The organism is Bacillus sp. 05T21, from assembly GCF_056396785.1.
The window spans coordinates 91925-116213 of sequence record NZ_JBFTMD010000003.1 but is presented as its reverse complement, the minus strand read 5'-3'; the positions used below and the strand labels follow the sequence as shown (position 1 = coordinate 116213).

Annotated in this window: 17 protein-coding genes, 3 pseudogenes and 1 riboswitch; of the genes and pseudogenes, 5 read left to right on the top strand and 15 right to left on the bottom strand. The window is 35.4% G+C overall.

Going from position 1 to position 24289, the window contains the following annotated elements; genetic code table 11:
- Nucleotides 1–15: 15 nt before the first annotated feature.
- A riboswitch (SAM riboswitch) is annotated at nucleotides 16–117 on the bottom strand.
- A gap of 75 nt (nucleotides 118–192) precedes the next feature.
- Nucleotides 193–2502 (bottom strand): AAA domain-containing protein, encoded by a 2310-nt coding sequence (locus AC1DKZ_RS09165; RefSeq protein WP_476996053.1) that lies wholly within the window; start codon nucleotides 2500–2502, stop codon nucleotides 193–195.
- Nucleotides 2503–2617: 115 nt separating this feature from the next.
- Between AC1DKZ_RS09165 and AC1DKZ_RS09160 the strand changes: the two genes are divergently transcribed.
- Entirely contained in the window at nucleotides 2618–3010 is a 393-nt protein-coding gene (locus tag AC1DKZ_RS09160; protein WP_476996052.1) for a VOC family protein, read from the top strand.
- 92 nt (nucleotides 3011–3102) lie between these two features.
- Nucleotides 3103–3398: pseudogene (locus AC1DKZ_RS09155) on the top strand (hypothetical protein).
- A 227-nt stretch (nucleotides 3399–3625) separates the two neighbouring features.
- On the opposite strand, the gene AC1DKZ_RS09150 reads toward AC1DKZ_RS09155, so the two are convergent.
- The 3 genes from AC1DKZ_RS09150 to AC1DKZ_RS09140 all read right to left on the bottom strand — a co-directional run bounded on the left by AC1DKZ_RS09150 (nucleotide 3626) and on the right by AC1DKZ_RS09140 (nucleotide 11449).
- Nucleotides 3626–4933: a condensation domain-containing protein gene (locus AC1DKZ_RS09150; protein WP_476996051.1), complete on the bottom strand. Its 1308-nt coding sequence runs from the start codon at nucleotides 4931–4933 to the stop codon at nucleotides 3626–3628.
- Nucleotides 4934–6263: 1330 nt separating this feature from the next.
- Entirely contained in the window at nucleotides 6264–9461 is a 3198-nt protein-coding gene (gene cypD, locus AC1DKZ_RS09145; protein ID WP_476996050.1) for a bifunctional P-450/NADPH--P450 reductase, read from the bottom strand.
- A gap of 509 nt (nucleotides 9462–9970) precedes the next feature.
- On the bottom strand, nucleotides 9971–11449 hold the full coding sequence (locus AC1DKZ_RS09140) for a DHA2 family efflux MFS transporter permease subunit (protein ID WP_431182651.1): 1479 nt from the start codon (nucleotides 11447–11449) through the stop codon (nucleotides 9971–9973).
- A 526-nt stretch (nucleotides 11450–11975) separates the two neighbouring features.
- Here AC1DKZ_RS09140 and AC1DKZ_RS09135 point away from each other — a divergent pair.
- Nucleotides 11976–12581, top strand: coding sequence for a hypothetical protein (locus AC1DKZ_RS09135; RefSeq protein ID WP_476996049.1), 606 nt, complete (start codon nucleotides 11976–11978; stop codon nucleotides 12579–12581).
- Between the two features lie 545 nt (nucleotides 12582–13126).
- Here AC1DKZ_RS09135 and AC1DKZ_RS09130 read toward each other — a convergent pair.
- The 4 genes from AC1DKZ_RS09130 to AC1DKZ_RS09115 form a co-directional block, all read right to left on the bottom strand.
- The gene (locus AC1DKZ_RS09130; RefSeq protein WP_476996166.1) at nucleotides 13127–13513 is read right to left on the bottom strand and encodes a DUF1259 domain-containing protein; all 387 of its coding nucleotides are present in this window, start codon (nucleotides 13511–13513) and stop codon (nucleotides 13127–13129) included.
- Nucleotides 13514–13844: 331 nt separating this feature from the next.
- Nucleotides 13845–14006: a hypothetical protein gene (locus AC1DKZ_RS09125; RefSeq protein ID WP_000441003.1), complete on the bottom strand. Its 162-nt coding sequence runs from the start codon at nucleotides 14004–14006 to the stop codon at nucleotides 13845–13847.
- A gap of 409 nt (nucleotides 14007–14415) precedes the next feature.
- Nucleotides 14416–14739 carry a PepSY domain-containing protein gene (locus AC1DKZ_RS09120; protein WP_476996048.1) on the bottom strand — a complete coding sequence of 108 codons (324 nt, stop codon included), beginning with the start codon at nucleotides 14737–14739 and terminating at the stop codon, nucleotides 14416–14418.
- Nucleotides 14740–14759: 20 nt separating this feature from the next.
- Nucleotides 14760–15230: a hypothetical protein gene (locus AC1DKZ_RS09115; RefSeq protein ID WP_476996047.1), complete on the bottom strand. Its 471-nt coding sequence runs from the start codon at nucleotides 15228–15230 to the stop codon at nucleotides 14760–14762.
- Nucleotides 15231–15406: 176 nt separating this feature from the next.
- Between AC1DKZ_RS09115 and AC1DKZ_RS09110 the strand changes: the two genes are divergently transcribed.
- Entirely contained in the window at nucleotides 15407–16081 is a 675-nt protein-coding gene (locus AC1DKZ_RS09110) for a response regulator transcription factor (RefSeq protein WP_476996046.1), read from the top strand.
- Nucleotides 16078–17451 (top strand): sensor histidine kinase, encoded by a 1374-nt coding sequence (locus AC1DKZ_RS09105; RefSeq protein ID WP_476996045.1) that lies wholly within the window; start codon nucleotides 16078–16080, stop codon nucleotides 17449–17451. Before AC1DKZ_RS09110 ends, AC1DKZ_RS09105 begins: the two co-directional genes overlap by 4 nt.
- 236 nt (nucleotides 17452–17687) lie before the next feature.
- Here AC1DKZ_RS09105 and AC1DKZ_RS09100 read toward each other — a convergent pair.
- From AC1DKZ_RS09100 to AC1DKZ_RS09070, 7 genes and pseudogenes are all read right to left on the bottom strand, one after another.
- Nucleotides 17688–17855, bottom strand: a pseudogene (locus AC1DKZ_RS09100) (DUF1259 domain-containing protein); the annotation flags it as partial.
- Between the two features lie 146 nt (nucleotides 17856–18001).
- On the bottom strand, nucleotides 18002–18217 hold the full coding sequence (locus AC1DKZ_RS09095) for a hypothetical protein (protein ID WP_193665134.1): 216 nt from the start codon (nucleotides 18215–18217) through the stop codon (nucleotides 18002–18004).
- Nucleotides 18218–18566: 349 nt separating this feature from the next.
- Nucleotides 18567–20012 carry a L,D-transpeptidase family protein gene (locus AC1DKZ_RS09090; RefSeq protein WP_133116657.1) on the bottom strand — a complete coding sequence of 482 codons (1446 nt, stop codon included), beginning with the start codon at nucleotides 20010–20012 and terminating at the stop codon, nucleotides 18567–18569.
- Between the two features lie 215 nt (nucleotides 20013–20227).
- Nucleotides 20228–20569: pseudogene (locus AC1DKZ_RS09085) on the bottom strand (YhfM domain-containing protein); the annotation flags it as partial.
- Between the two features lie 308 nt (nucleotides 20570–20877).
- Nucleotides 20878–21507 (bottom strand): class I SAM-dependent methyltransferase, encoded by a 630-nt coding sequence (locus AC1DKZ_RS09080; RefSeq protein ID WP_476996044.1) that lies wholly within the window; start codon nucleotides 21505–21507, stop codon nucleotides 20878–20880.
- Nucleotides 21508–21636: 129 nt separating this feature from the next.
- On the bottom strand, nucleotides 21637–22632 hold the full coding sequence (gene cuyA / locus AC1DKZ_RS09075; protein WP_016101063.1) for a D-cysteate sulfo-lyase: 996 nt from the start codon (nucleotides 22630–22632) through the stop codon (nucleotides 21637–21639).
- A gap of 248 nt (nucleotides 22633–22880) precedes the next feature.
- Nucleotides 22881–24119 carry a DUF4073 domain-containing protein gene (locus AC1DKZ_RS09070; protein WP_476996043.1) on the bottom strand — a complete coding sequence of 413 codons (1239 nt, stop codon included), beginning with the start codon at nucleotides 24117–24119 and terminating at the stop codon, nucleotides 22881–22883.
- Nucleotides 24120–24289 lie beyond the last annotated feature (170 nt).

Here is a 24289-nt window from a genome sequence, read left to right as displayed (position 1 = left end):
TCAAAATGAGCTTCTTTCTTATCTTTCAAGTTACCTTGCTGGAATTGGCACAGTATTCATAAAGAATCCGCTGCCGAGGTGTCATAGGGCCAGTCCCTCAACCTCTCGTGATAAGAATTTTCATAAAATTATATTAAATTATTTTCATTCTAAGTTCATTCCAGGCAAAAGTCAAGGAATTCCTATCTGAATTTACCGAATATCTAAAAACCCTTTTAATACGCCAATTGTTTCAGGTGCTTGTAATCTTGCACATATGTACGGAAATTCCATACTACCTTCAAACATCATTTGAGATGTAAGAGGTGCTCCTGCCCAAAAGATTTCATCATCGATTACTATAAACGGGAACGCTTTGTTTTGCCTTTGTAATTTTACATTTTTTAATGGAACTGGTCCATCACTATACACCGTTATTTGCGCATTCGTACGCATTAACGCTTGCCATACTCGCTTATCCACTTGTTTTGTACTTGGAAGCGAAATAATAATTTTTCGTTTTGCGGCTAAAATATCTTTCAATAACCCTTTCGGCTCTTCAAGATTCATTTCCATAAACCAGCGTAAACGTTTCGAGATTTTTCGCTCCCACAATTGTCTTGATGTCGTGCGATCATACACATCTCCGTGACGTTCTATATGAGCTGTTAATTGCGATAACGCTTGTTTTCTCGAAAGATTTTTACGCATGTAGTGGCAATCTGATAATTGAATGAACTTCCCTCTCGCCCTTGTCACTGCAACGTTGACGAGACGATGATTTTTATGGTCAAAGAATAACACGCCAGGACGCTCTTGCGGATAACTATCAACCGTATCAAATATCATCATATCTCTTTCGGAACCTTGAAACTTATGAACCGTCGCCGCTAAAACTGGTATGTTTTGATATTTCGTTTTCTGCAATATTTCTCTAATGCACGTTGATAAAAAGCGGGACTGTGCCCTGTAAGGCGTAACTACACCGATAGATTGAACACCGTCTAACAATCCAATTAACATCATTTGCATCGCTACTAAACCAGACATAATATTAAAACGAGAACCTGAAGCAGCGTCTTTTAACGAAAAGGCTCCCATTAAGCTCGTATCAAATAAAACACTCGCCTCATTTGCGAACGGTTGTAGCTGCGCAAGTTCTTTACGCTCTGAAACAGATGGATGATCGTACACTCTATTTTTATAAATAAATGAATTCGTAAACTTCGATATATCCGTATGCATACGTCTTTGCTCCTGCAGCATAAAAAGGTTCGGATGTGCTTCTGATTTATTTACAGAATCAACAATCCCTGCATGATAAAACATATCTTCACCGAGCCATTTTCGAACGAGTTCATGGTTCGCCATCGCAATCGGAGGTAACTGTAAAAAGTCACCACAAACGACAATACGTTTCCCAAGTGAAGCAGCTAATGCGATTTGCGGAACATAAGCCATACTCACTTCATCTACGACAACTAAATCAAATGTACGCTCATAAATAAGTGAATCAATTGCACATTTCGATAAAGTCGCACCGATTACTTTCGCATTTTCAATGTATTCTTTTTCTACTTCTTTAATTTTCGCTTTTTGCTTTCGAAGATCACTTTCTATCTCTTGTATACGCTTCTTATCAGCAGAAGTCGCTTTATATGATAAAATCTTTTCACGAAGATCTTGTCGTGTTTCTTCTAAATAGAGTCTTTCTTCTCCCCAAGATCCATTCGTCGTTTCAACTAACTTCGACGCAAGTAACGTTTCATGATTTCGTATATGTTCATGTTGACTATAACCGTAACGAACAATTTCTCCAGGCGTCCATTTCTTCTTCTTCTCAATTTGCTTCGTTACTTCACTCATTAATACATCAACTGCCGCATTACTATGAGCTAACACAAGTACCGATTTTCCTTTTTGATAATGAGCCGAAATAATACGTGATAAATTGTACGACTTCCCTGTTCCAGGCGGTCCCCACACATACGTTGTCGGATTGTAAAATGAACGATACGCCAATTCATTTTTCGTATTTTTCATCTTTTCAATATGTTTCGGACTGCTCGTCCCATCAACAAGACGCTTTATACGATTACGTTTTAGCTTATCTTTATGTGCCTCTTTCAATCGCTCTTGTAGTTGCTCTAAAAGCTGCCACGGTTCACTATATAACACAGCTTCTCTTATTTCACCTTGTATATAATCATTTAACTTCAATTCGATTTCTAATCCATGTACAGATAATACTTCCCCCGTCGCTTCCTCACCATCGAATTCAATTCGAATCGGTGAACCTTCAGGTAAACTCACTTCCGAAATAAGCTGAAATACGTATACTGTACTTTCATAATCTGTATATAAAAAACGACCGTTCATGATAGAGATTTTACTACCACCTATCGTTTTCCAATGTTTAATTTCATACGCTAATGCATAATGCCACTCTTTCATCGTTGCCGATAATGAAGGAGTTTGAGTAGGTGTATTCATCGTATAATCTCCTTCCTTCTCCCCAAACATACTTTCTCACTATACCATATAACAAGCTAAAATTTGTAAGGTTTTTATCTTGCTTATTTTCTTAATTTTCAATAATATATTGTATATAATTTTCAGAAAGAAGGAAGGAATCTACATGCCAGTTAGAAGAATCGAACACGTTGGACTTATGGTTACAAACTTAGAAACATCTATCTCATTTTATGAAGAAGTAGTCGGCTTACAACTCATTAAACGTATGGGACATCCAAATCCAGACTTAAAACTCGCTTTTTTAGGTGTGGAAGAATCGAAAGAAACGATACTTGAACTAATTGAAGGTTACAACTCTTCCCTTCCGGCAGAAGGAAAAGTACATCACATTTGTTTTAAGGTAGATTCATTAGAGGATGAGATCGAAAGACTCAAGAAACACGAAATAACCTTTTTACTAGGAGAAGAAATTGAAACATTACCAGATGGAACACGTTACATATTCTTCGCTGGTCCTGATGGGGAATGGATTGAGTTTTTTGAGACGGAAAGATAAAGTGAAACTTTAATCAGGTGGGTGTCCATTCCTCCTTTTTTATCCCACACCAATCGGGCTTTTACGGGCAGCAGGGCTCCCACCTAACTTCTTTGCTCCAGCTGAATTTTGAGGTGGGAGTTTTATTGCCCACAAATAGCGGGATAAAAGTAACTGCCGTATTTGTTGGAAGAATCCTATTAAGTATTATCTTTTTCATAAACGGAATGGCTTTAGGACTGCAACGAAATTTGCTAGAGCCTCCCTATGAAACAGAATGGAATTTCTTTATAAAGTCTTTATTAAATGGAAAAACTGATGCACTTATACACTTGTTGCTTCTAATTATTATCGTTACTTTCGACTTAATAATTATATTATATTTTATTATATAAATAAAAAGAAATAGAGTGTTTTCCCTATTTCTTTCTTTACTAGGGTACCGCCCATAACCATCAAGCTAAGAAAAGCGAATACCCCAAAACGAAAAAAATGACCTGAATTCTCATAAATAACTGTTGTAGTGATATAAGATTTTCGTTTTAGGGATACTTCAAAATATTAGCTTGATGAACATGGGGACGAGCCCCTAAAATACAATTCCGCTAGAAATTTTTGCGCTATATTCTCTTTTATTTATGATAGTTGATTAACAACACTTTCTAAAAATTTGTCTACCTTTTCTTTTGATGTATCCGGTGTATGATAACCAATCGTAAATGTAAGTCTTCCATTATAAGAGCTTGCACCCATTGAAAAGAATGGCGCATACATAATGGGTGATGTCATAAACCCGTCCTCAGCTTGAACTTCACCAAACTGAATAGGTTCATCAGCGATCACCCCGAAATTTGTCAGTAACGGCAACGCCATCCCCATCTGTAAAGCCTGCTCGTATTGCTGATTATACATTTCCTTCACCACAGATAGCTTCATACCTGCCAGTAGCTCCATTCCTGCTGCTGAAGAAAGACCTGGATTTTGAGACTTTATTTTATCCATTGATTGTTTAATTCGAACGAGAGTCTGATTAAATGATTCATCATCCTCCATTTTAATCACTGGCATTTCCATGCCGGATAAGTTGCAAATAGCACCAGTTGTATAATTAGGCAGATATCGACGTAAATCAATTGTTAAACCGATCATTTTTTCTGTGGTGCGAGGTTCTGCATACACAGTGAAATGTGATAAAGCTCGGAAGTATGCAGTCATGATTACATCATTCAAGGTAGCCTGTTGTGCTTTTGTCCATTGGGTTAGACGTAGAGATTGCTCATGGCTCAACCGCCGTACGGACATTTGAGGGGATTTATTTTTGTTGGGTTGAGATGGAAAAGACCATAACGATGCCTGTTGTTCTTGGTTAGGACGATACGCGCTTTTTATGTCCGATATTCCAGCATATTTGAATACATGTGATTGATCTCGAAAACTCTCATTTCCCTCACCAAATTCCTTCATAATTTGATTCTTAGATTGTCCCAAGGAAAGTTTAGTATAAATTGCTCCAAGCAAATTAATATATTCCTTGACCCCTGCGCCATCTGAACATAGATGAGATAATTTCACAACTAACATATCTGTTGTAGTACCTCGTAATAATTTTGTTTGAACCATAGGCCCCTGAATACGATCACCGGGTTCCTTAATAAAATCTATTGCCATTATTTCAAGTTCTTGATTATTTCCTTCTGCAAAAAGGCAAATAGGTGAGTTAGTGGCAGATGAATGTTCCTCCCAGTAAGGGATATCATTTTCTACAAACCGGCTGTTCAAAACCGGCTGCAATTGTAACGTTATCCTTACTGATTGTTCAAGTATTTCCTTTGATATACCTACAGGAAAATAAAGAACTGCATTAATTTGTTGATCTGCAGAATAAAGACCTAATACATAATTCATTCGATCTTGAGGTGTTACTGAAAACTTTCTTTGTTCCATAATTTCGTCCCCCTTTTAAGACTTTTTTGTATAACCTTATTCTCCATATGGTTGTAAATTTTCTTCAAGAGTAAATAATTATTATTTTTTGAATTTTTCACAAAAGTATCTTTTCCGTACTGGTTCCATTCTTTTTACGGCTCTTTGTAGGTGATATAACCATTATTTTATTATTATTAACACTTACTATCCCCCCTCTATAAATTCAAACGAAAATCTATTCGGTTTATATATATACAAACATTTTACAATTGCGTTTGGTGATTATCAATAGAAATAAATTATTTTTATGTTTTTTAATAAAAAACAATAATATAATACGTTTAGGTGTTACTTCATGATAAAAGGTTGATGGGCATGGAGACCACCAACCTTTTATCATATTGCTTTAGATGTTTGTATTCATTATTACATTGTTTACAAATAACTCCTGTTTGCACTTGTATCACCTCATCATTTTCAAACTTCCAAACTAACTAGGTCTTCATAAAGTGAAACTTTAATCAGTAGGGGGTTTTGTTCATCCCAACTGATTATTAGCCTTCCCAATCGGGCTTTTACGGGCAGCAGGGCTCTCACCTAACGTCTTTGTTCCAGCTGAATTTTGAGGTCAAATAGCAAAAAAAGGAGCCGGAATTTTGGCCCTTTTTTCGCAAGTGCAGCAACGGTTTGAAGAACCGTAACCTTCAACCTAAAAATTTACCCAGATTAAGAAACAATCATTTTGTGAGGAGTAGAAAATGATGAATACAATCTATATTTTTGTTTTTTAGATGAGTGTATTTCTTAACTTGATAGCGATGTGGCGATACCCCTATACACTAAAAGAGGCAGTAGAATCAAAACATATAATGAAACAGGACTTGATATATGAATATCAGATCCTGTTTCATACATTAATACTACTAATAGTGCCGACACACTCAAAATACACGTTAAGGTACGCGAGTGATTTAGTAACGTCCACCGTGATTCAAATCTGACTCTGAGTTCATCCCATACGTTATAGAAGGTATACTTAATTTGATAAATTCCCCCAGCGATTTGACACTGTCCTAAAAACTGTTCAGCCAGTGCGCAAAGGTTTATTTTAAATTTCAAATCGCGTCAAGAAATTGGTTAACACCTTGCCCATTAAGCTAAGATTATATAGCTTTGATTTCATATGAGATTTTTTCTTTTTCTACAGTATCAGTCTAGCTTATTAAAAATAAGAAAATCCCGTATTCAATAGTAATACGGGATTTTTATAAATAAGTTTATTTTTTAAATTAACACTGATTCGAAAGAAGTTCATTAGTTACATATTACTTATCTAATTAAGAAAAATTCATATACCAGCCCAAACATCTTTTCCATATCGCCCTTCTTCTTGCACACGATCCAGCCAATTCCTTGCTTCTTGTTCACTGACTTCATGAATTTCTTGATATGCTTGACAAAGGGTATCTTCTACATCCGGAGCCATTTTACTTCCATCACCACATATATAAAGATGAGCCCCATTATCTAATAACGAAATTAAATTGATTCTATCTTGTTTTATTAAATGCTGTACATATGTTTTAGGATATCCTTCTAGGCGAGAAAAAGCTGTGTGTAAAGAGATTAATCCATCTCTTTCATCACTTTCTAGTTCTGTACGATAGAGATAATCCTTTTCAGGATGACGACAACCAAAATATAAATGTGCTTGTCCTAAGTTAATACCTTTTTGCTTTTGAACACGACGCGCTTGTAAGAATCCACGGAATGGTGCAACTCCAGTACCTGGTCCAACCATGATAATTGGTGTTTCTGGATTTTCAGGTAATTGAAAGTTTGATTGTGGCGTTCGAATGAAACAGATAATCTCATCTTTATTATGACGCTGAGCTAAATAATTAGAAGCGACTCCTTCATATGTGCCTCCCCCACTCCATGCAGGTGCATTAACAACACCAACCGTAATGCTCAGACGATCCTGTGCAACGAGTGGAGAGCTTGAAATAGAATAGTAACGCGGTTTGAGCGCAGGAAGAAGTTCTAAAAAGCGTTCAAATCGGATTTCACAAGCCTCATACTTTTCAAGAAGATCCAACATTGACATACGTTTCTTTAATATTTGTTCATGATAAACTCCCTCTTCCAATAATGATTCCAATTCCTTTTTATGAGGAGGGCATGCTGTAAATGTCACCATTTCTCGTATTTGTGCTCGAGTGACTGCTTCTTGAACTTCTACACTATAACTAAGAAGGTCAAATAAACTAACAGGACTGTCTAAAGGTATGTGATTTACACTTCGTCCACTTGCACTCAGTATGACTTGATCCTTCCCATTTAATCCAAAGCGTTTTAAAATTCGGTTGACATTTTTCTCACTATTAATTGGCAGCACCCCAAGGTGGTCACCTTCTTGATACGTAGCGCCTTCTGGCAAGGATATCTCAATATGTCGCGTGCTTCTTTCACTGCTAGATGATTGAAGTTCACGATTTTCCAATATAGATGCATAAACTGCTTCATATGTTCGCGCAAGAGGAGATCCTCCAAGACGACTAACAAATTGTAAACTTAATGTACTGCGTTCTTTCTCAATGTTTTTGTTAAGTTCCAATCCAAATGCCTTCATCGCATCAGACCACATACTTTGTTTCCATTGCTCGAGCTGTTCCTCGAAATCACCACTTGCATCCGCTTCTCCACGTGTAGAAAATCTTGTTGCTCCTTTTTGAGCCATTTGCTCATCAATGTATCTTGGAATTCGCTGATAAGTACTAGCCCAATTATGATCTCCACAACCAAAAACTGCGTATTGAACACCTTTTAGCTCATCCGATTTTAATTCCTCCAACCACTGCACAAACTGCCCTGCATTACTTGGTGGTTTTCCATTATAAGAAGAAGTTACAATAAGAACCGCCTCTTCTTTTGGCAGACTTCCAATTCGATCGTTAAGAGCTACCACTTCCGTTTGAACACCTTCTAAACTAGCTGTATCTGCTAGTTCTCTTGCAATACCTTCTGCTACCCCTGTATCCGATCCATACAGAACAAGAAGCGAAAGATTATCGGCTCCAATAATAGAAGGAGTCTTCTGAACTTGCTGTTCGATTTCATGGTTTTTCAGTTTCTCCTCTATAGGCGCAAGAACAGTAGTATGGCTAATAGTTTGATTTCGGGGTAAAATCCTAATTTTAAAATCACCAGGCTTTAGCGTTAATGTTTGTTTTACGTCCAGCTGATAGTCTTGATAATCAATTAATTCAAAATGTTGAAGAAGCATTCCCATTACGAGTGTGGCTTCATGAAGTGCAAACTGCATACCGATACATGCTCGTTGACCATTTCCAAATGGCTTATAAGCATGATGAGGAATCTTATCCAGCTCTTCAAATCGTTCAGGTTGGAATTCTTCCACATTCTCTCCCCACGCGTCCTTATCCCTATGTAGCTGTGGAATAAGAACAGAAATACGATCTTCTCCTTTCTTAATTGGATATTTCCCACCAATCACTGTATCTTCTTTTGCATAGAGACTGAATGCTGGAGCAGTAGGCCATAGACGTAGCGATTCATTTAAAATCATCCGGATATACTTTAGTTTCATAACTTGTTGGTATGTTGGAGTGGGATCTGTTAAAACCCGATCTACTTCTACATAGGCTTTTTTCAATTTATCTGGATTCTTTAATAAAAAATAGATTGCAAAAGATAATAATCCACTTGTTGTTTCATGCCCAGCTATTAAAAAAGTGATAATTTGGAAACGAATATTTTCATCATCTAATTTTTCACCAGTTTCCGGTTCCTGCACATTTAACATACGGGAAAGTAAATCATTTTCTTCCTGATTTCCACTACTTTTACGTTCAGCAATAATATTATCTACTAAAGAAAACATAGATTGAATATCATGCTGAAATTGACGTTTCGTTCTCCACATGAGTTTATCTTCTATATCCAGCCGCTGTAATTGGTGCATCGCCTCATCTAGAGCACGGCTCATGCTAGTAATAAAAGGATGAGAGGTCTCACGATAAAAGCTATTAAATCGATAATTAAAACCACATAGACCAATTGTATCCAATGTAAGGCGAGTCATATCCTCCGGAACATCTACGTTTTCATTCGGATTAAGCCGTGCCCATTTTTGAACGAGTTGTACGGCAATATCGACCATCATAGCATGATAATCTTTCATTGCCCGTTGGCTGAATGTAGGCATCAAAATATTATGAGCTTTTTTCCAGTTTGGCTCGTGAGTCTCGCTTGTAAATAATCCGTCTCCAGCAAAGGCACGAACCTTTGCTAAAGCACCCTCTATACTTTTATCGAACCGTGTTTCGTCACAGACTTCTGCTACCAGTTCATGTCCAGAAACGACAATAATGGTATCACTTAAAGTTTGAATTCGAAAAATGGGACCATACTCTTCCGCTATCTTGATAAAGGATAGGGTCGGTTTATCTTTATCGATTAATGGGAGATTCCCCAGCAATCCATATGTTTTCGGTTGAGGAATGGCAGATACTTTTTTATCCATTAAAAACACCCTTTCAAAAAAGCATGAAATAAAATATCCCATTCAATAAAAAGAAGATAGCAATGAATCGCCTGGGATAAAGATATGTAATTGATTACCTTATTTTATCTTTTCCCTAACTATTCACGATTATGATATTGCTTATAAGGTTGGTAATCTAAGTTGTTTGTTGATATTAGATTTATAACTTGCAGAGAAAATACTAAATTAAAATGAAGCGTATTATTATAATGTTTATCAGAAATTGAGAGCTAAAGATTGTAGTATTGGGAAAATCAGTAGTTTCTAATGTCAATTCAAACAAATACGATAAGCAAGTATACTGTTGTGTTACTAATGAAAAAGGATCTGATATGAATATCAGATCCTTTTTACTATATATAATTATTTCACTGGTTCTTTTCCAAATTTAAATACCGCGCCTTAGCAGCAGAAATTTGCATTTCTTCATAGTCTAACTAAACAGCAAAAAAACTTGTAGGAATCATTATCTAGAGTTTTATTTTGCTCTACCGATTTAACCTCTCGACAGCTTCCGCGCTTGTATCTACACGTTTAACGAAAAAAACTAATAGTAGTGCAACAACATTCATGCCAAGCGCTACATAGAATGAATATTGAATTCCAGATAATAAAGCCTTCTGAGTTAGCATTGCCTTCGTAGCTTCTGTGAAGGTTGTTGGATCTACATCCACCATTAGGCTCTCAGCTTTTGTTTTTGTTACAGAATTCATAATCGTAACAAGAATAGCGGTACCAATCGAACCGGACACTTGTTGGGCTGTATTATTAACAGCTGTACCGTGCGGATTTAAGCGAGTTGGCAATTGATTAAGGCCGTTTGTCATAAGCGGCATCATCACCATCGCCATCCCAAACATCCGCAGTGTGTAAATAAGAATAATATGTGTGTGACTAGAGTCGATTTGCAGGTTTGCCAGCATATAAGTTGAAACAGCTGTAATGGAAAGTCCTACTATACCAAGAATCCGAGGGCCATATTTATCAAATAGTTTACCTGTAATTGGTGACATAACCCCCATTATTACCGCACCTGGAAGCATCATCAGCCCAGAGCTCAGTGGCGAAATACCGCGGACGTTTTGTACATAAGCTGGTGTTAAAATCATACCCGAAAACATGGCCACTGCGTTGACAATTGCAATTACAGACGCAAGTGCAAACATTGGATACTTGTAAACACGTAAATCCAATAACGGTTCATTCATTTTTAATTGACGGATAATGAAAGTAATTAGGGCAATAGCACCTATGATTAAGGTTGTTAAAACAACTTTATTCGTCCAACCTTCGGAGCTTGCGGAACTGAATCCATATAACAAACCGCCAAAGCCGACAGAAGATAATAATAATGAGAGATAATCAAGTTTTGCATTTTTGTTTTGTCTCATGATATTCTCCGATTTCCAAATCCCTAACAATAAGCTAATGATTGCTAACGGTAAAATCATTTCAAAAAGCAAACGCCAGTCATAATACTCTACAATATAACCTGATAGTGTCGGTCCAATTGCTGGAGCTGTAATCATAACTAATCCAAAAATACCCATTGCTGTTCCCCTTTTTTCTCTTGGAAAGCTTACTAGCATAATATTCATTAACAAAGGCCCCATGACTGAAGAACCTGCTGCTTGAACCATCCGGCCAGTAAGTAATAAACTAAAGTTCGGTGCTAAAGCCGCTAAGGCCGTACCAAGAATAAAAATCACCATAGATGTAATAAATAAGCTCCTATTGGAGAAGCGGGTTATTAAAAATGCTGATGCCGGAATTAATATACCACTTACAAGCATATACCCTGTAGAAAGCCACTGGATCGTTGAATAATCTTTAATGTCTAAATCCTTCATTATTGATGGCAAGGCTACATTTAAAAGCGAGTTGTTTAGAAATGAAACAAATGCCCCAATAAAAAGGATTACAAGCATTAAATATGGTGGTTTTCTTTTATGTAATGTTTCACTCATATATTTATTTGCCCCTTCATTATAAATTCCATTGATTCGTTTAAGTCGTTTGCATATCTGCACAAGAATACATTATCCTTGCAGTATTTTGCCAAACTCTTCGAAGGGATATTCTCTTTTTAGCAATTCTAATTACTCAACATAACATTTTAAAGTCTTTTTTATTGATTAAACCTTTATAAACATTTAAATAAGATTTTGAATGAATATTTAAACACGTTTGTTAACCGAAATTAAATTAGGCTGAAATAAACAAAAGGAGCAACTGAAAATACCCTTCTAAAATAAAGTGAAACTTTAATCAGTGGGACTATTACAGGCAGCCCCCCCATCAAACTTCTTTGCTTTCGCTGAATTTTGAGGTGGCAGCGTCTTACTGTCCACAAATAGCGGGATAACTCAACAAGACCACACACCCATTCTTTTAAATACGGGCTTGTAAATCTAGTTATGTAACCATCCATAAAAAGGAATATTACATAGGCTAAGTCTAACATTACATTTTTAAAGTGAGGGGAATAAGCTTATGCACCAATATTGGTATTTGAATGCAGAGGGAAACGGTGAGCAATATAATAACCAAATTTCAATGTCATCATTATATTCACAGCCCCAAATAACTAAAGCTGAGAAAATGAATGGTCTGAATATTCCTGAGAATTGGAGTTGTCGAGTCTATCCATTTGGTTGGGATTCACCAGCCAATTATACGGGTTTCAATCCCCAACCCCCTCCCTTCTCTTGGGGTCAGCCAATCCATTATGCAGGGATGATGCCCCAAGGACATCCTGCTAATTGGACTCCATTACCAGGCCATGCAGGTTTTAATTTTCAAAAACCTCCCTTCCCTTGGGCACAACCATTCAATCATACAGGGATGTTCGCACAAGGTCATCTTGCCGCTTTACTATCGCCGCCAGCCAAAGCTTTTAATTTTAATACCAATAATAACTGGGGTATTTTAGGAAACCCTCCAGGATGGGGAGGACAGGTAAGTCCCATGGGATGGGGGAATAACGGAGGTAACGGTCAGCCAGGAATGCTTGGAAACTTACTGACAGTAGGAAAAGGCACCATGAATGGAATCGGAATGCTTAGTAGTTTAATCGGTATGGGGAAGTTCTTCTTTTAGTTAATTAGAACCGGAGGATAAATCCATAGCTCAAAGATGCCCCTCAATGTATTTATTGTATGGTTCCAGTACTCCCTCCAAGTTCGTTTCCTCTCCTTTCAAATTATAAAAAACATCTATTACCTTGTATGTGATAACTTGATAGAGGTGTGGTGACATCAACAAAACGCAAATTTCGTACGCTAAGCAAAACGCTACAAAAAACCGGTTCCTTTACGAAAGAACCGGTTTTTTAACTTTTATTTATTTGAAAAGTAGTCAAATCTTTTTTGAAATATCTAATGAATCTGGGCAAAACATAATAAAAAGTACAATACCAGCTAAAATAAATGACGAAGGACACACCTCTAAGAATACCTCACCCAGTTCTTTTTGTTGTAAAATAAGTAGCATATAATCAATTAAAATAATGTAACAACCCACATTAGAAAAAACAACAAGAAAAGACATTCCAAATATGGAACGTCTTCTTTCACTTTATAAAACCATTCAACAATCCGAAATATTCTAATTAACAAAATCACACATTTAACGAAAGAAATTAGTTAATTGCATAACGCTCTTCTAACTTTTCTTGCGAAATTTAGTGGATCCTCAACGTCTTCAATATTAACGTAAATCAAATTTGGATCATCACATAACCACTCATTGTGTATAGACGAAACGATTATTCCTTGTTTAATAATTGTAGCAACAAATGCATTGACTTCTTTTTGCAATAGCGCTATCCGGCCTAGACATAATGCCCGTCCAGTTTTATTATCTCTTGATTCGAATGAGAAGGAAGTTGTTACTCTAAAACGTTTTCCTAAGATTGTCGCTTGTATTTCATCTCGATTTATTGTTGCCACACATTTCCCACCGGCGAACCCTTCTTGACCACCGATAATTCTTGCAAACTGTTGACAAATTAATTCATCATTAAACGCCATATCTTTAATCATCCCCCCTTTTACTGTTAGGTTATGAATGAATACATAGGTCTGAAACGGTAATGAATCTATTCTATTACAAAAAAGATGATGGCAATCTGCCAAAATCTTTTAGCTTGATTATGTGAATTGACTCGGCTATTATATGTTAAGACATTTTTAGAGAGCATAAAAAAGACACCCTAAGGTGCCATCCTCCGACCCGAGAATCATATCTATGTATGGAGAAATTTAGAAAAGAGAAACTTCTAACTATAATTTATAGAGCTCTTATACCATGAATTACTTACATACATATTTCCTTATTTACCCGAAGAAGAATCCCGTTATATTACTTTCTGATCAGTCTCGTTAAAGCCATCCCAATAAATCCAGCACCCATCCCTATTAGCCATCCAGCATGAGTATCACCTAATATAGATCCCACTCCTCCGCCAAGAAACATGCAGCCAACGAATACTAATCCTCCAATTCCCCAATTCGGCCGTTCCATAATTCAATCACATCCCTTCAATAAAACATATGCGATTAACTAGCCTAACTTTCTTGCATAGGATAGTTAATTATTTTGCTTAGGTTTAAGTACTTCAGGGAATTCAAAAGATGCGGAGATTGGCCGATTTGAATGAATTGCAGAAGAAGAATTTAATTTTTATGTATTATAATAACTTACGGGCTGTGGAACAAATTTTTCTTCCACTAACCAACTAATAGAAGCCTGGAGATTTTCCACAATCGGAAGCTCATCCCATCACTATCAAGCTAAGAAAAGCAAATACCCCCAAAACGAAAATTATATGCATCATTGACTACTGTTAACGAGAATTATGTAAATAAGCTGTCCATATGGGCAGCTTATTGGATTTTTTCAAATACGCGATATTTTATTTGTCGATAATTTTTTAATCTTCATTATTGATTTCTATTGTACCTGTTCTAGTACTAACCTTTAAAATATTTAATAGATTCTCAGGTGTCTTGATTTCCACTTCATATTCAAATTTAGATTGAGCTAAGTTGTCATCTTCTAATTCGAATTCTTTTTTCGCATTAATAATTTCTCCATTTGTATGAGCTAAAGAAATTTCACGAACTTGTTTCTCTGTATAGTTTTCATTCTTTTTCGCATAATTGTAGCCCATACCATAATATCCACCAACAATAGCAATACCACTTACTAAAATAGCAATTACACTTATAATTATTTTCTTTTTATGTTTTAACATTTCCATCCACTCCTTAATAATTAATCATTTATTCCAAATCTTGCTTCAAGTACATTTTCTGCTTGCTCTAATTGATCTTCAAGTATATCTTGTTCTCTTTCTTGTATTTGATATTGTTCAACAGTTATCGTTCCAGCGTGAAAATCTGCTTCTAGCTGATCATCAGATAGATCTATCTTGTCATCTAATTGGTCAATTTCTTTTTTTGCTGCTAAGTACGTATTTAAGTTATCTTCTTTTGCTCCAACTGGTTTCTTATTATTTGCCTTTTCTACAATAGATGTGACTTCGTTTTTGAAATCTTGTGTTTGCTTAGTATCATTCATAGCAGGCCCTGTTTTGTGTGGTTCTTGTTGTAGTTGCGTACCTTCTTTTTGTGATGTATCGTTTTCTACTTTCAGTTGTTGTATTTCTGTATCGTTATCAGCTTGAGTAGAACAAGCTGTTAAGAATAAACAAGACATTGCTCCAATCATCATCCATTTTCCCATTATGTTCTCCTCCCTTTACATGTGCACCTGATCCATGTCTTTATATTACTGAACAAACATTAAAGGAAGATTAATGCTCAAAAAAATAAAATGATATAATTAAATAGTTTCTAATCTTTCTTTAATGTTTTGAAATTATAGTGATACATATAAATAAGAAGAAAAGGAGAATGTTAATGCGAGTTCTTATTGTCGAAGATGAACAAGACTTACAAAATATATTAGTAAAACGATTAAATGCAGAATATTATAGTGTCGATGGATGTGGGAATGGAGAAGATGCATTAGATTATATAAGCATGGCTACCTACGATTTGATTGTGCTTGACATTATGATTCCCGGAATAGATGGTTTACAAGTATTACAAAGATTACGTGCGGACAATAATACAACTCCTGTCTTGCTTCTTACAGCTAAAGATACAATTGATGATCGCGTAACAGGACTCGACTTAGGTGCGGACGATTATTTAGTAAAGCCCTTTGCTTTTGATGAGCTGTTAGCAAGAACTCGAGTGTTGATGCGAAGAAAAACAGGAAATACATCTAATGTGTTTGAAATCGCTGACCTAGTGGTGGATTGCAATATGCATAAAGTAACAAGAGGAGATCAAGTTATCAATCTTTCCAGTAAAGAATTTGCTATTTTAGAATATATGATTCGTAATAAAGACGTTGTGTTGACACGAGATAAAATTGAGCAACATGTGTGGAATTACGACTATGAAGGTGGCTCGAATATTATTGATGTTTACGTCCGCTATCTTCGCAAAAAAATTGATAGCCAGTTTGAAACGAAGTTAATTCATACAGTACGAGGAACTGGTTACGTATTGCGAGTAGAATCATGAAAAGACTATCAATAAAAATGAGAGTGACCCTATGGTATACGGGGCTAGTTGTAATTATTATGGTACTCGTGTTAGCTTTTATTTTAACTTCTTCAGATAAAGTTTTGCTTTTTAATATGAAAAATCAATTGAAGAGCACAGTAAAAGAAAGCATTGAAGATATCGAATATAAGCATGGACAGTTAAAGATTGACGATGAATTTGAGGCCTTAGAAGATGGAGTAAATATCATCATTTATAGTAAACAAGGTGAGCTGATGGCAGGACATAATCCAACAACCTTTAATAAAAAGGTATCGCTTAAATCCGATGAAATACAAACCATTAAAGACGGTAATAAGGAATGGATAGTATATGATTTTCTCCATAATGTAGGCGGCGATGAGCAAGTCTGGGTTCGTGGCATAATGACCATGAATCAATTATCATCGACCATGAATACGCTTATTGTGGTAACACTCATCTCATTTCCATTACTTATTCTCATTGCGGCAGTGGGAGGATATTTTATTACGCAAAGAGCGTTTCGACCTGTGCAACAAATGAGTGATTCAGCCAGTGAAATTGGTGATGGTAAAGACCTTTCGAAGAGAATTAATTTACAAGGTTCATCGAAAGACGAAATGTATCATTTAGCACAAACCTTTGACAAAATGTTTGAGCGATTGGAGACATCATTCGAAAGTGAAAAACAATTTACATCTGACGCATCTCATGAATTAAGAACACCAACATCTGTTATTATTTCGCAATGCGAATACGCTTTATCGCAGAGGAATAATTCGAAAGAAATGGAAGAATCGTTAGAAGTAATTTTAAGGCAATCGCGTAAAATGTCCGCGTTAATCTCGCAACTCTTATTATTAGCACGAGTTGACCAAGAAAAGCATAATACTTTTCAATTTGAATGTATCAATATGAGTGAATTAACGGAAATCGTTGTAAAAGAGCTTTCATTAATGGTTCAAGAAGCTTCGATTAATATAACAACACATATAGAGGAAGACCTGTTTATTAAAGCAGATCAAACATTGATGATGCGTTTATTAATGAATTTACTAACGAATGCGATTGCTTATAGCAAAGCGAACGGCACTGTGAATATGCAACTGTTCCGGGATGAAACCAACATAATAGGTAAAGTCTCCGATAATGGCATAGGCATCAGCGAGCAGCATATTGTGAAAATATGGGACCGCTTCTATCGAGTTGACGCAGCACGAACATCTTCAAACAATGGAAACACAGGTTTAGGATTGTCGATGGTAAAATGGATTATAGAACTACACGGAGGAGAAATTACCGTTGAAAGTGAATTAGGAGAAGGCAGTACTTTTACATTTAAACTACCAATTGAAAACCGAGCATAATGTATGCTCGGTTTTAGCTTTAGAATACAGATTGATTAAAAAGCTCTCTTCAGTCCTTATTTAAAAGTAAATACAAAAACTCCATTTTGAAAAAAAGCGATCAAAATGGAGTTACTCTTTTTAGCTATATATGAGATTTTATAAAACCATCTACTTAAATCTATTTTCCAAGTATACCATTCAACAATCTGAAATATTCTAATCAACACAATCACTCATTTAACTAAAAAAATTGGTTAATTGCATAATACTCTTCTGACTTTCCTTGCGAAAATTAGTGGATCATCAACGTCTTCGATATTAACGTAAATTAAATTTGGATCATCACATAACCACTCATTGTGTATAGACGAAACAATTATTCCTTGTTTAATAATTGTAGCAACAAATTCAGTGACTTCCTTTAATCAACATAGATCATGACTTTAATCAGCTCCCAACAAACTTCTGTACCCACCTAAATTTTGAGCTGGGAGTTTTACTTTCCACAAATAGTAAGAGGCTAAATATATAGTAAAACCCCAAAAATCCAAAGGTCTCTGGGGCTTCATTATATATTTAGCTCTTTTTGCTTTTTGTTTTGTTTATGTCTATGCAGCAATTTTCGACTTATGAGAGAAATCAGTAATAAGATCAGTATTAGTATGAAAAGTTGCATAAATGATAAATCAAAATATTTAGCACCTGTAACTATTAAAAGTGTAGAAATCGTACCTTTTACAATGAAAAAAATAATAATCCATAATCCGCCTTTTTTCCAGTTCATTTTTATTTTACCCTTTCCTACGTTTTAATTCTTAAATGGGACACCTTAATAGAAATCTATTATATTAATAAAAAAGTAAACTTTTTCACAAAAATCATGTCCAATTACATGTGACGACTTCATAATAAATGAAAATGATATTCAGTGTCAATTTTATTGACTATTTGAATATCTATTTATCATCTCAATCTCTTTCTACTTCGTTTCTTATAGGCAATGAACTCTTGTTTTCAAACAAAAACACCTCCATTGAATTTGCACACTAAATATGCGAATTCAAGAGGTGTTTTTTCATGTACCATCAGATAAGATTTCCTGCTTTATTTATTTCTTGATACGTAGCTATTTTCTAGTATACAATAACTGGATCATTAGTGTTCAAACTATCATATACAGTTTTTGCAACATTAGGAAGAAGGTTTACACACCCGCCTGATCCCCCTGTTAAATAAGCATTATTTGCCCAGTCTTTTCGCCAGCCTGCATCATGGAATCCTTGGCCACTATTTGTGAATGGAACCCAGTAATCTACTTTAACTGCATAATCAGCTTTACCTACTGCGCTGCCTTTCAGCGTGTATGGTGTTCGTTTATATAGAACGTACCACACACCTGGTGATGTATCTTCACTCGTGCTATGTTTACCAGTTACTACATTTGTTGTGACGACTAATTTCCCATCTTTATAAATCCAAATTTGTTGATCTGCAATTGAAACTTCCGCATACGTGTCTCCGATGCCATTATTCGATGTTGTTTCATAACCGATACCTTCCTTCTCCCAACCATTTCCATGGATATTAGAAGCAGATAGCGATTTTTCACCCTTTTCAAAAGCTTGTTGAACTTGTTTTGTTTCTTTTTCAACATCTAGTGCCCAGCCGTAGCCTTGTCCTTTTACTGATATGACCGAACCGGAATGGGTTTTAAAGCTGAAATTTTTATTTAATGTTGATTTAGCATTATTAATTTCAGCAATCTTATTCTTAATGTCGCTCGCATCGATTGTAACTTTCATATCCTTTGACATAGAGGCATTTTGAATTAAATCTTTCGCTTTTAAAGGATACACTTCATTCTGCACTTTATATTCAACTGACTGCCCAAGAAGATTCTGTAGTGCTTTCTCCTCTTTTTTAACAATCGGATCGTCTTCTTTAATAGGCTGTATGTATGTAGACTTCAGATGAATTTCACTTTTATACTTCTGCTTGTCGTAATCTTTCAGTAGACTAGTAACGTCATACTGTTTTCCATCAACGCTCTTCGAAATAACAACTTTTCCTTGTTCCAGCTTCGCCATAGCATCTTGAGGCGCTTGTAGTTTTTCATTCATCGAGATGAGCTTTTCTTCTACAAGTTTTTTCATCGTTTCACTACGATACTGATCCGCCTTTTCCGGTAGCACTGAATATTTTTTTTCCTTTGAGGAAGGGAAAAATGTCCACTGGCTTTTTAATAGTTTCTTAACTTGAGGCAAATCTTTTTCCGTAAGTTCCGTTTTTGTATCTTTTTCATCTAAAATTTGTTGTTGATCAACATAGACTTTGTTTTCTAGTCCAGATGTTTTTAATTTCTGTATTGCCTGATCAGCGTTCAGACCACCGACTTTTGTGTCATTAATCGTAACATTTGAATTGAAGTGAGTTGCCTGATAATAACTCATTCCTCCAATGAGAAGTACAATTACACCAACACCCGCTGCAATAAGCTTCCAATTTGTAAAACGTTTGCTTGATCTTACTCGTTTTCTCTCAACTTCTTCAACTGATTCATTTATTGGATTATTGTTCATCAATCTTTCCCCCGTATACATTAACGTCAATCGATTTTAAACTAAAACCATTGACTAGTGTACCTTATTTTTCCTAAAATTTCATTATTTTTAAAAAGATTTTATCGCATTTAATTGATTAAATTTAGACTTTTTAATAGAAAGACACACTGAATAATCCCTTACAAGTAGTGAATCATTACAATAAATCTGAAAAAGTTAAGTGCCATATACTTTTATTCAACTAACTTTTCTCCCGTAACAATCTCAAACAAAGTGGCTGCATTTTTCCCTTCTAATTGAGCATAGCGATTATCCCCCGCCATAACTTCTACTTTATCTTTATTAGGACTTATCCAAATTTGATACAACACAGCTTTCGCCTCTATTTTCGGATTTTTAAATTGAAAAACAAAGTGATAATCAGCTGAACGAGACATTTCCACTTTTTTATTTTCAAAATGAATATCATTTAATATTTTCTTTACTTGCAACACTTGATTATTGTCTGTAACTACTTTCAAATCCTCATAATTATCATCACCAACACGTTTTTGCACTTCGATTCTTTGATCTTTCCTTTGGTTCAGATATCATTTCACTTAAAATACAAATATAATCCGTAACCTAAAAAAATTATTAATATTATAGAAATAATGAGTATTGTGTATATGACCCCTCTTAATGTTGTACTCATATAATCACCCCTCTCACGCTTCAATAATTCCATTATATAACAAATAATTCATTGGAAGTTTAAAACATGTTTTAAACTAAATTAAGCGAAGTAAGGGATGCCTTACTTCGCCTTTAAAGAATAATTAGTGAGTAGCTTACACATCAAGCTTATTAAAATAACCTTTCACTATTTTTTACACAATTGTAATTATAGTATTTTTTGACATTTGATCATTATAAATTTAAATGGAGGTTTACTTGCCATATTTTTATGTGGCTCCAAAATTTCCGTAGTTTCTATCAGTCCATATTTTCCAAAGTCTTGTTTTACCGAGTCAACATCATAAAAATACATTTTTACCCCTTCCATTATTTCAAAGTAGTCTTTACCCAGTTGTTTCCCCTTCCCAAACATTGGGGCATCTTTAGAAATAGTAGTAAAAATCATATATCCGTTTGGTTTTAACTGACTATAACAATCTTTAATAAACTTCTCTCTCTCATCCTTATTCAACAAATGAATAAGTGCATAAGAAAATATGCCATCATACAGTTTGTTATCAAAAGGCATATCCGTAACTGAACCATGGAAGAAATCAGTATTAAGTTCATTTGCCCTCGCCAATTCAATCGCTGTTTTTGAAATTTCAATACCTGTTACTTGTATTCCGTTATCAATAAAAAGCTTTGCATTTCTACCGTACCCAATACCAGGAATCAATATATCCTTCACTTTCTTTTCAAGGAAAAAATCCTTCGTCAAAATTGCGGAATCTGCAGCTTCAAATCCCCACATCATTTGATTTTCTATAAAACTTGCTTCCCAAAATTCTGTCATACATCAATCTCCTTTATATATCGTTGTTTACCGTTGAATGTTGAAAACTCATCGCATATTCACGAAATTGTATCAAATTTCAACATTAATTCAAAACAAAAAGCATTGGATACCCAATGCTTTTTACACTTACGCAAATAGAGACGTATTCGCATATAAAGCTGGTGAACCACCTGAATGTACGAATAAAATGTTGTCTTCTTTATTAAATTTTCCTTTTCTAATTAAATCAATTAATCCTGCTACTGCTTTACCTGTATAAACTGGATCAAGTAAAATACCTTCTGTTTTCGCAAGTAATTGAACTGCTTCTACCATTTCTGGCGTCGGTAACGCGTAACCTGGTCCTACATATTCATCAAAGCATGTAACTGCTTCGCGTGAAATAGAGTTTGGAATACCAACGTGAGCTGACGTTTCATCTACAAGTTTTGCTACTTTCTCTTCTTGCTCCGCTTTTCCTCTACTTACGTTAATTCCGATTACAGGAATTTTGCTTTGCGTTCCGGAAAAACCAGTAATTAAACCAGCATGCATACCAGCGCTACCACTTACGCAAACAACTGAACTGAAATCAATTCCTTGCTCGAATGATTGTGCCATAATTTCTTGCGCACAAGCAATGTATCCCATTGCACCAGTAGGATTTGATCCACCAACTGGTATTACATATGGTGTATTACCTTTTTCACTAACTTCTTTCGCTACTTTATGCATCTCTTCCATAAGATCTGCTCCGTTTGGCACAACAATTACGTTTTCAGCACCTAATAAATGATATAAGAAATAGTTTCCGTTAAAGTCTCGCTTTTCTTCTGGCTCAAGCCCTTCTTCTAACACAAGAATACATTTCATTTTTTCTTTTACCGCAGCTGCAAGTGTTAGACGGCAATGGTTTGACTGAATACCACCAGCTGTAATTAACGTATCTGCACCCTTTTCCTGTGCATCCGCAACTAGAAACTCTAACTTTCTCGTCTTATTACCGCCAGCTGTTAAACCAAGTAAATCATCTCGTTTAAAATAAATAGTTGGCCCACCAAGTGCTTCAGAAAAATTGTTTAATTTTTCAATTGGTGTATATGATTCTGTATATTTTTTTCTCGGAAATTTAGCTAAATTCATCAATAACGCTCCTTTTATACTCTTTCACAGTAAATGTAACCATACTATTATTACATGGAAAAATGATGAAGTCACCTTTCTGGATTAAAAATGTATCGAAATTCAGTAAATGAAATTATATAGGCGATATTTTACTTTTACTGGCGATTCAACATAGAATATCGACTTACCGACAAAAAACGGCTTACAAAATCCATTTCTCATCACTCAAAAAAGAGCCCACACATTTAAATGCGGGCTCTCTCCAATCACTTATTTGCCGAAAAACGAAGAAGCTGTGTTAATCCTGGCTCTAAATTCATTTCTCCTTTGTGACGTACGTATACGATTTTGTCGCCATCAAATTTTGGCGGTTTTCCTGGATTATACGTATTCCACTCGTTCGTTCCTTCTACAGAGTACTCCATATATTCTGTTGCACCAACGATTACATTATTTCTATCATCAGCCGTCACATCTGGTGCCATTTGTGCGATTTTTGCATCACTAATTGATAATTTCTTTATATCCTTATCACGTTTATAATCGTAAGCCGTTACGACTACATCGTTACCATATGCTTTTATTTGTAATCCTTGTTTGAAAGAATATCCATCCGGCGCAGTCTTCTCGCCACCATTTGGTCCATCCGACATCCAACCAGTTTCAATTCCGCCCGTATTTACAACCGTAAATCCTTTTTCATCTCCGCCTGTAATTTTCTTTTTACCAGCCCAATCTGGTAAGTTTAAATCCCAATGTGTATGACTCGTAAAGAAAACTACTTGCGGATAGTCTTTTAATATATCGTACAATTTATCAACGTTTAAATAATCTTGTAAATATGGATTTTGTCTTGATCCAGATACTGTATCAGGTAAAACGTGATGAGAGAAAATGAAAATTGGCTTATTTTTATCTTTTTGACTATACTCTTCTAAATTTTGTTTTAACCATCCTAATTGCTCATCACTCATATATACTTCATCCCACATTTTTGAATCGTGGTATTTCATATATTTTTCAGTTCCTAAAAATAAAAGCGGATAACCATCTAATTCTTTTTTATGATATACCTTATCTTGTCCGCTAAATTTTAAATATCGATTAAACAATGTCTCTTCCGTTACACCATTTGGCCATGTATTTTGAGAGAGTTTCCCATCAGCTGTCCATTTACCAGCGTAAAATTCATGATTCCCAACAGTTGACCATACATTTTCCGGATGCTTATTCTTGTTTAACACACGCTTCACATCATCATATTGTGACTGCTGTCCAGTTGGCGTTATATCCCCATTCATAATAAGCGCTCTAGAAAGTGGTGTCACTTTGTTCATATCTTTTAATACGTGATCAAAATCCCCTAAATCCCCTTGAATATCACTAATAACATTAAACATCGTCGCTGTTTTTCGTGCTTGTGCTTGTTCTTTTCCCTCAGCATTCATCGAAAACGTTGGTAATAACACTGCCATAACGGCTAACGAAGCAACTGCCTTTTTCATACAATTTCTCCCCCTAATAATAGAATGTATAAACTGACATGTTTTGCGTTCTCTTAGTTGCTTGTCCAATTCATATTATAAAGAGGGATTGTAAAGATTAATGGAGTAAAAATTTAAGTATTTTTTAAGAGATTTTGTCTTTTTTTCGCATTCCACAATTACCGATTCGC

Bases quoted from the DNA above. Each gene is read 5' to 3' on its own strand.
- AC1DKZ_RS09080 (WP_476996044.1), bottom strand. From the start codon at position 21,507: ATGACAGAATTTTGGGAAGCAAGTTTTATAGAAAATCAAATGATGTGG.
- cypD (WP_476996050.1), bottom strand. From the start codon at position 9,461: ATGGATAAAAAAGTATCTGCCATTCCTCAACCGAAAACATATGGATTG.
- AC1DKZ_RS09165 (WP_476996053.1), bottom strand. From the start codon at position 2,502: ATGTTTGGGGAGAAGGAAGGAGATTATACGATGAATACACCTACTCAA.
- AC1DKZ_RS09070 (WP_476996043.1), bottom strand. From the start codon at position 24,119: ATGAAAAAGGCAGTTGCTTCGTTAGCCGTTATGGCAGTGTTATTACCA.
- AC1DKZ_RS09160 (WP_476996052.1), top strand. From the start codon at position 2,618: ATGCCAGTTAGAAGAATCGAACACGTTGGACTTATGGTTACAAACTTA.
- AC1DKZ_RS09150 (WP_476996051.1), bottom strand. From the start codon at position 4,933: ATGGAACAAAGAAAGTTTTCAGTAACACCTCAAGATCGAATGAATTAT.
- cuyA (WP_016101063.1), bottom strand. From the start codon at position 22,632: ATGAATTTAGCTAAATTTCCGAGAAAAAAATATACAGAATCATATACA.
- AC1DKZ_RS09120 (WP_476996048.1), bottom strand. From the start codon at position 14,739: ATGTTAAAACATAAAAAGAAAATAATTATAAGTGTAATTGCTATTTTA.
- AC1DKZ_RS09135 (WP_476996049.1), top strand. From the start codon at position 11,976: ATGCACCAATATTGGTATTTGAATGCAGAGGGAAACGGTGAGCAATAT.
- AC1DKZ_RS09125 (WP_000441003.1), bottom strand. From the start codon at position 14,006: ATGGAACGGCCGAATTGGGGAATTGGAGGATTAGTATTCGTTGGCTGC.
- AC1DKZ_RS09090 (WP_133116657.1), bottom strand. From the start codon at position 20,012: ATGAACAATAATCCAATAAATGAATCAGTTGAAGAAGTTGAGAGAAAA.
- AC1DKZ_RS09115 (WP_476996047.1), bottom strand. From the start codon at position 15,230: ATGGGAAAATGGATGATGATTGGAGCAATGTCTTGTTTATTCTTAACA.
- AC1DKZ_RS09095 (WP_193665134.1), bottom strand. From the start codon at position 18,217: ATGAACTGGAAAAAAGGCGGATTATGGATTATTATTTTTTTCATTGTA.
- AC1DKZ_RS09105 (WP_476996045.1), top strand. From the start codon at position 16,078: ATGAAAAGACTATCAATAAAAATGAGAGTGACCCTATGGTATACGGGG.
- AC1DKZ_RS09140 (WP_431182651.1), bottom strand. From the start codon at position 11,449: ATGAGTGAAACATTACATAAAAGAAAACCACCATATTTAATGCTTGTA.
- AC1DKZ_RS09110 (WP_476996046.1), top strand. From the start codon at position 15,407: ATGCGAGTTCTTATTGTCGAAGATGAACAAGACTTACAAAATATATTA.
- AC1DKZ_RS09130 (WP_476996166.1), bottom strand. From the start codon at position 13,513: ATGGCGTTTAATGATGAATTAATTTGTCAACAGTTTGCAAGAATTATC.